Below are 4,925 nucleotides of genomic sequence, written 5' to 3'. Positions count from 1 at the left end.
GGTTCCGGCGGAATACCGCGCCGCCCTTACAGCCCGCGCTGGCCGCGCGCGGCGGCCGGTTCCGGCGGAATACCGCGCCGCCCTTACAGCCCGCGCTGGCCGCGCGCGGCGGCGCGGGCGACGAGGCCGGAGAGATAGGCGTCGGAGCGGCGGAACGAGGCGGCGTCCGGCGTCGCGACATTGACGGTGACGTTCATCGCCCGCCCTCCGCCCCCGGCGCCGACGCCGAGCCGGCCATCAGCGCCGCGCCGCAGCGGCAGCACCGCCTCCGGGCCGCGCTCACCCATCAGCCCGAGCGCGCCGTCCATCGGGAAATAGGTCGGCGCCGCCACCACCCCGCCATTGGCGAAGGGCGTGACCCGGCCGGCGAGGCCGGCGGCGAACACCCCGCCGGTGGCGAAGCCGGAAGTCTGCCCCAGCACGTCGCCGAGCAGGCCGGTGAGGCTCTGCTGCACCGGGCGCAGCGCGACATCGAGCGCCAGCGCCGAGAGCCGCTGGCCGAGCGCCGCCATCACGTCGCCGGCGTCGCGGCCCTTCACCACCGCGGCGCTGAGCGCGTCGCCCAGCGAGCGGCCGAAGCCGCGGGCCAGCCGCTCGGTGTCGGCGATCTCGCGGCGAAAGGCGGTAGTGTCGGCGGTGATCTCGACATCGAGCGAGGTGGTCTCGGCCATGAGGGCCTCCTGTGCAAAGGGATGGCGGGGCGCCGGGGGAGAAGGCGCCCCGCCGCGCCCCGGCGCCGCGGGGGAGCGGCGGCACGGCGCGGGGCGAGCGCAGAGCCCCCCGCCGGTGCGGCGGGGGGCCGAAAGGATCGGTCGGCAGCGCCGGCCAGCTCAGGCCGGGTCGGCCGGGCGCGGCGGGTGTGCCGGCGCGTCGGGGAACCGCGCCATCAGCGCGGCGAGCCCGGCCCGGTCGAGCCGGGGGCGCGGCGGGCCGAGCCCGGCCCGCATGGCGGCGGCCAGCTCGCGCGGCGTCATCCGCCAGAAGCCGTCGGGGGCGAGGCGCAGATGGCCGAAGCCGAACGCCATCGCCTCCTCCCAGGGAAAGGCGGCCACCCCCTGGCTTCCGCCCGCCGCAGCCGGCCGACGCGGGGCGACAGGCTCCCCAGCGGCCCGGCCCCCGCCCTCCCGAGCGTCTACGCCCGCCCCGCCGCCTGAACCGGCGGCGGTCACGCCGGCGGCGCCGGCCGTGGTCCGGGGGGCGGCGGCGGGAGGGGCGGCGCGGCCGGGAAAGGGCGCGCGGGCGCCCCCGCCGCCGCCTCCCCCGCGCCCTCGGCCGGGGCGCCGAAGGTGGCGCCGATCAGCGCGCCCACCAGCCGGGCATAGCCGGTGGCGCCGCCGGGCACGGTCATCGCCGCCACCTCGGCGTCGGTCACCGCCTCGCCCGCCCCGCGCAGGCCGGCGGCGAGAATGCGCAGCGCGTCGCGGGCGGAGAGCCGGCCGCGCTCGAACCGCTCGGCCAGCGCCAGCAGGTCCTCGGCGCCGAACGCCTCCTCCAGCTCGGCAAGGGCGCCGAGGGTGAGGACCAGCGTGCGCACCCGCCCGCCCATTTCGGCGGCGATCTCGCCGCGATGCCGGTTGGCCATGGGCATCTCCTCAGAACGCGGCGAAGGTCAGGGCGCCGGCGCTTTCCAGCGCCAGGGTGAAGCTCACCTCGCGGTCGTGCTCGGCGGCGATCTCCAGGCTGGAGAGCACGAACAGGCCCTCGATCGTGCCGAAATCCGGCACCACCCATTGCGCCGGCAGCGCCGTGCCCTCGAAGAAGGCCCGGCGCATCAGCGCGTCCGACGCGGCGTCCTTGAACACGCCGGAGCCGGAGACCGAGGCGCGCTTGAGCCCGGCCCCGGCCAGCAGCTCGCGCCAGTGCCCGGCGCTCTCGGCGCTGGTGACGTCCACCGGCTCGGCGTTGAAGGCGATCTGCCGGGAGCGCAGCCCGGCCACGGTGACGAAGGCGGTGCCGTCGTGAATCTTGAGAAGCAGCTCGCTGCCCTTCTGCGCGGCCATGGCGCGGCCCCTTTCCCGTTAAGCGTGGATTAACCCTGCGCCGGTACCCTGTTGCGAGGGTCCGGCCCGCGCCGCGGCATCCCGCCACCGCCGCAAGCTCATGTTCCGATTCAGGAAATCGTCGCAAGTGAGCTGAGAAGGCGCTTTAGCCGGGCGATAAATGCGGAGTCGGCGGAATCGCTTAGCCGGCTTTTCTCAGACCGTCGTGCCGCTTCAATCGGTTTCGAGCACGGCGCGGAACCGGATCAGCGCGTGGTAGAGCGTGCCGCCGGCCTCGCGGCGGATATCGGCCGAGGACAGCCGCAGATTCACCAGCCGGCAGCCTTCCAGCACCAGCGCCGCGTCGTGCAGCACCTGCTGCACCGCCTCCGCTACGGCATGGACCTCGCCATGCCCGCCCTGGCGCGACCAGGCGTGCAAGGTGAGGCGGTGCTCCTGGCCGCGCTCGGTGGCGGTGGACCAGTCGGCGATCTGCGCCTCGCCCAGCGTGACATAGGGAAAGGCCGGGGTCGGCGGCGGCAGATCGTGCACCCGAGGCCCGCCGAGCAGCGCCAGCAGCACGGTGTCGGCGCTCAGCGCCGCGTGCACCGCCCGGCGCAGCGCGAGCGCCGGGGCGGCGATCGGCGCCGGGCTCATGGCGCCGGCACCGGGCCGGACCCCGCGCCCGGCGTGCGGCCGGCCACACCGGCGGCGGCCGGCGTGACCGGCGGGGTGGCGGCCGCCCGCAGGCGGCGCAGCAGCGGGTCGAGGCCCTTCAGGCGGGCCGCGAAGACAGGACCGGATGACATTGATCGCAGACTCCTTTTGCCGGCTCAGGACGCCGTTGGCCGCGCGGCGGCCGCGCCGCACCGGGGTATCGATGGCCGCCGCTCAGGGCTGTTCCTCGCGGCAGCGGCACTGCAGCAGGCGGCCGCGGCCGTCGGGGTCGATCACGCTCTCCACGGTGAGGCGGCGGGTGCCGAGGCGGAGCTGGTCGCCCGGCTCCAGCGAGGCGGGGGCGCGCACCGTCACCAGATGCTGCGCCAGCGCCACCGGCCGGTCGGCGACCTCGGCGGGCGCGGCGGTGGTTTCGAGCGCGCCCCACAGCCGGTCGATGGCGACGAAGCGGCGGGTGACGCCGCCCATGCCGTCCGCGGTCTCCACCGGCGTCTCGTGCACGAGACGATGGCGGAAGGCGCCGATGCCGCTCACAGCCGCGCCACCCGCCACGGCGCCACAAGGGTGTCGAGGCTGGCGGGAAAGGCGCTGGCGGCGGCGGGCACGTCGCGATGCTCGTAGAAATGCGCCAGCACCAGCCGCACCGCCGCCACCAGCGGGGCGGGCACATCCGCCGCGCCGGGGCCGTGGCCGGCCCGGAGGTCGATGCGGATGCCGCCGGGGCGCCGCGCCGGGGCCGGCACCGCGCCGGGCTCGACCCGGATCAGCCCCGGCAGCCGGGCGCCATCGAGCCGCAGCGCGGCGAGCGGCACCGCCACCTCCCCGCCCTCGGCATCCAGCACGTGGGCGGCGAGGATCGCGCGCGCCGGGTTCACCGGCACCCGCAGCAGCCCGGAGGCCGGCCAGGCATCGCGCACCACGCGCCACTGCTGGTCGATGAGGACGCGCCGGGTCAGCGCCTCCACGGTGGCGCGGGCGGCGGTGACGAGCGCGGCGACCAGCGCGTCCTCGGCGTCGTGGTCGATGCGCAGGAACGCCTTGGCCTCGGCGAGCGTCAGCGGCTCGGCGGCGGGGCCGGCAAGAAGCAGGGCGGGCATAGTGGGCTCCGTGGTGGGGGCGGAACGGCGGCGCCGGGCCGCGCGCGGTGGAGGGGCGGTCGCCCGGCCGTGTCCGCGCGGTTGACCGCACGGGCCGGGGCGGCGAGAAGGGGGCGGAGGAGAGCCCGATGAGAGCCCCGCGCCGCACCCTGTCCGCCTGTCTGCTGTGGCTCGCCGCCGGCCTCGGCGCCGTCCTTGGCACCGCCCCGCCCGCCGCCGCCATCGTGGGCGGCCAGCCGGCGGGCGGCACCCTCGCCGCGCAGACGGTGATGATCGTCTCGACCCGCGGCGCGGTGTGCACCGGGGTGGTGCTCAGCGCCTCGGTGGTGCTCACCGCGGCGCATTGCGTGCAGCCCAAGGCGGACTACGCGGTCGCCGTGATCGAGCCGGACGGGCCGCACATCCTGCCGGCCAGCCGGGTGGCGCTGCACCCGGGCTTCGATCCCGATTCCTTCAGCACCCGCCGGCCGACGCCCGATCTCGCGCTGCTCCAGCTCGCCGGGCCGCTGCCGGCGCGCTTCGTGCCGGCCCGGCTCTCGGCCGACCCCGCGCTTCCGGCGCGCGGCACCAGCTTCACCCTCGCCGGCTTCGGCGTGGTGCGCGACGGCAAAGGCACGTCCGCCGGCACGCTGCGCACGGTGAGCCTGCCGATGGTCGGCACCACCGGCGGGATCATGATCCGGCTGTCGCGCGGTTCGGCGGCGGGCGGCTGCACCGGCGACAGCGGCGGCCCGGCGCTGGCCGATGGGGTGGTGACCGGCATCATCGGCTGGTCCACCGCCGGCGGCGGCGCCCGCGGCTGCGGCGGCGTCACCGGCGCGACCCTGGTCGGCCCGCAGCGCGGCTGGATCGACGGGGTCGCCCGGGCGATGGGCGCGGCGCTGGACTAGCGGCCGATCGGCGGCGAAGGCGAATCCGCAGATCCGTCCCTACATAGGTGGCAGGGCACGCCGCATCCCGCCCGGCCGCGATGCCGGCCGCTGGGGCGCGCGCCAGCCGGAGGCGCCGTTTCGGGCGGGTGTTACACCGCTCACGCAGAAGTTCCTTGCAGCAATGCAAAATATGCTGCGCTGCTTCACAATTGGCAATGCGACGTCGCCAGACCTACCTTCACTCCAACGAAACGGCGCGGCCGACACCGACCGCCGCCCCGATCTGGAGACACCATCAT

Annotated in this window: 9 protein-coding genes; 1 reads left to right on the top strand and 8 read right to left on the bottom strand. The window is 76.5% G+C overall.

Features of this window, described 5'->3' with window-relative positions; translation table 11 throughout:
• Positions 1 to 83: 83 nt before the first annotated feature.
• The 8 genes from KHC27_RS10620 to KHC27_RS10585 all read right to left on the bottom strand — a co-directional run bounded on the left by KHC27_RS10620 (position 84) and on the right by KHC27_RS10585 (position 3,754).
• Entirely contained in the window at positions 84 to 671 is a 588-nt protein-coding gene (locus tag KHC27_RS10620; protein ID WP_213338724.1) for a phage tail tape measure protein, read from the bottom strand.
• 159 nt (positions 672 to 830) lie between these two features.
• Complete coding sequence (locus KHC27_RS10615) at positions 831 to 1,052, bottom strand: rcc01693 family protein (protein WP_213338719.1); 222 nt, start codon at positions 1,050 to 1,052, stop codon at positions 831 to 833.
• A 113-nt stretch (positions 1,053 to 1,165) separates the two neighbouring features.
• Complete coding sequence (locus tag KHC27_RS10610; protein ID WP_213338718.1) at positions 1,166 to 1,582, bottom strand: gene transfer agent family protein; 417 nt, start codon at positions 1,580 to 1,582, stop codon at positions 1,166 to 1,168.
• Between the two features lie 10 nt (positions 1,583 to 1,592).
• Positions 1,593 to 2,000: a phage major tail protein, TP901-1 family gene (locus tag KHC27_RS10605; protein ID WP_213338715.1), complete on the bottom strand. Its 408-nt coding sequence runs from the start codon at positions 1,998 to 2,000 to the stop codon at positions 1,593 to 1,595.
• Between the two features lie 213 nt (positions 2,001 to 2,213).
• Positions 2,214 to 2,636: a DUF3168 domain-containing protein gene (locus tag KHC27_RS10600; protein ID WP_213338714.1), complete on the bottom strand. Its 423-nt coding sequence runs from the start codon at positions 2,634 to 2,636 to the stop codon at positions 2,214 to 2,216.
• Complete coding sequence (locus KHC27_RS10595) at positions 2,633 to 2,788, bottom strand: hypothetical protein (protein WP_213338712.1); 156 nt, start codon at positions 2,786 to 2,788, stop codon at positions 2,633 to 2,635. Before KHC27_RS10595 ends, KHC27_RS10600 begins: the two co-directional genes overlap by 4 nt.
• 82 nt (positions 2,789 to 2,870) lie before the next feature.
• Positions 2,871 to 3,191 (bottom strand): head-tail adaptor protein, encoded by a 321-nt coding sequence (locus KHC27_RS10590; RefSeq protein WP_213338711.1) that lies wholly within the window; start codon positions 3,189 to 3,191, stop codon positions 2,871 to 2,873.
• Complete coding sequence (locus tag KHC27_RS10585) at positions 3,188 to 3,754, bottom strand: head-tail connector protein (protein WP_213338710.1); 567 nt, start codon at positions 3,752 to 3,754, stop codon at positions 3,188 to 3,190. The genes KHC27_RS10590 and KHC27_RS10585 overlap by 4 nt, the downstream gene beginning before the upstream one ends.
• 128 nt (positions 3,755 to 3,882) lie before the next feature.
• On the opposite strand from KHC27_RS10585, the gene KHC27_RS10580 reads away from it, so the two are divergent.
• Entirely contained in the window at positions 3,883 to 4,644 is a 762-nt protein-coding gene (locus tag KHC27_RS10580; protein ID WP_213338709.1) for a S1 family peptidase, read from the top strand.
• Positions 4,645 to 4,925: the final 281 nt, after the last annotated feature.

Origin of the sequence: Ancylobacter lacus (assembly GCF_018390635.1) — a bacterium.
Lineage (GTDB): Bacteria > Pseudomonadota > Alphaproteobacteria > Rhizobiales > Xanthobacteraceae > Ancylobacter > Ancylobacter lacus.
This window is presented reverse-complemented; position numbering and strand designations above follow the sequence as displayed.